Source organism: Enterobacter sp. C6, from assembly GCF_008122455.1.
Classification (GTDB): domain Bacteria; phylum Pseudomonadota; class Gammaproteobacteria; order Enterobacterales; family Enterobacteriaceae; genus Enterobacter; species Enterobacter pseudoroggenkampii.
Window position 1 is genome coordinate 1 of sequence record NZ_QPFW01000044.1, and the last position, 1,619, is coordinate 1,619.

At 58.9% G+C, this 1,619-nt stretch carries 2 protein-coding genes; one reads left to right on the plus strand and one right to left on the minus strand.

Features of this window, described 5'->3' with window-relative positions:
* A partial coding sequence (locus DOU50_RS00300) for a YdcF family protein (protein WP_148768466.1) occupies positions 1 to 554 on the minus strand: 554 nt, incomplete at its 3' end.
* A gap of 203 nt (positions 555 to 757) precedes the next feature.
* Between DOU50_RS00300 and DOU50_RS00305 the strand changes: the two genes are divergently transcribed.
* The coding region (locus DOU50_RS00305; protein ID WP_148768467.1) for an MFS transporter at positions 758 to 1,619 on the plus strand (862 nt) is incomplete at its 3' end.

Sequence of the window (1,619 nt, forward strand, 5' to 3'; positions counted from 1 at the left end):
GGCGTAAACCCGGGATGGCTGACCCACTGCGGCGAAACGGGCTCATCCCGACAAACGCGGGCAAACGTCGCCATCGTGCGGCGCTGCATCGTGGGATCCTGCACCACCAGCACCTGCCCGGTCGTTCGATGGTGCTGCTTCAGCATGTTGCAGCTAAAGCGCGCGTTTTCACCGCAGTTGGTGGATTGATCCTCAACCCACAGATGCGCCTCGGGGATCTGCCAGAACGCCCGCGCAATGTCGGCAAGAATGCTCGCTTCGGCTCGCCCTTCGACTTGTAAGGTGTGATAACGCGGATGACTGCCGATAGCTGAATATAAAAACGCGGTTGAATGACCAATACCGCCGCTAATCAGGAGCGGGATGTTTCTCTGCGCGGCAATTCGGCAGGCCGCCTCAATGACCGGGATCACCGCGTTCCCTGCCAGGATCACCGCATCGACGTCCAGGTGCTGGCGGCTGCCGCTCAGGTCGTCCTGCGCCAGCCATTCACCGACAGTATTGATGGCCGCCAGCGTGGCATCCGGCAGGATGGGAAAATGGGTCTGTTCCATGATGAACTCCTTCTCTGTATCCCTTCAGGGTAGCGACTTCAGGTTCTCAACACAACGGCGACATCGGGCCGCTCTTTTTCCTTATAATCCCCTTCACCATTTGATTAACATGCGTAAATCATATTCACTTGAATTATCATTTGCGGCAGACGTAGAATCGCTAGCCCGCTAATTATTCAACTATTTCTAAGGTAAACGACGTTATGCGCCTGCCCGAACGCGACCCTTATGCTCCTCGCGAGTGGCAGCCACATGAGAAACCCGCTCTGCTGGGTTCGCCTTCCACGCCCGAACACAGTACGCCAAAACGCATTGCCTACGGCGTCGTGGGCCTGCTGGTGTGCCTGACGGGGGCGCTGGGAAATGCGGTGGTGACCGCCAACCTGCAAAATCTGCAGGGGACCTTCGGGGCCTGGTCGACCGAAATCGCCTGGCTGCCCGCGGTCTACGTCATGACCAACATCTCTATCAACCTGCTGCTGGTCAAATTCCGCCAGCAATACGGTCTGCGCGCCTTTACGGAAGGTTTTCTGGTGCTGTACGTGCTGGTGACCTTTTTCCACCTGTTCGTGAACGACCTCAGCTCGGCGCTGATGGTGCGCGCCGCGCACGGCATGGTGGCCGCCGCGCTCAGCTCGCTGGGGATTTACTATCAGATCCAGGCCTGGCCTGCGAAGCACCGCCTGAAGGCACTGACCATCGGCATCACCGGATCGTCGCTCGCCATCCCGCTGGCCCGCCTGTTTTCAACCGAGCTGCTGCAGTTGGACGAGTGGCGCGGGCTCTATTTCTTCGAGCTGGGGCTGGCGCTGATCTCCCTGGCCTGCGTCATCGCCTTAAAACTGCCGCCGGGCGACCGGCGCAAGGTCTTCGAGAAAAAGGATTTTATCACCTTCTTTTTAATGGCCCCTGGGATGGCCCTCCTCTGCGCCGTGCTCTCTTTAGGCCGTCTGGACTGGTGGTTCGAAGCGCCGTGGATCGGCTGGTCGTTGGCGCTATCGCTGGTGCTGATTGTCGCAGCCATCGTCTTTGAACATAACCGCAGCAACCCGCTGCTGAACACCC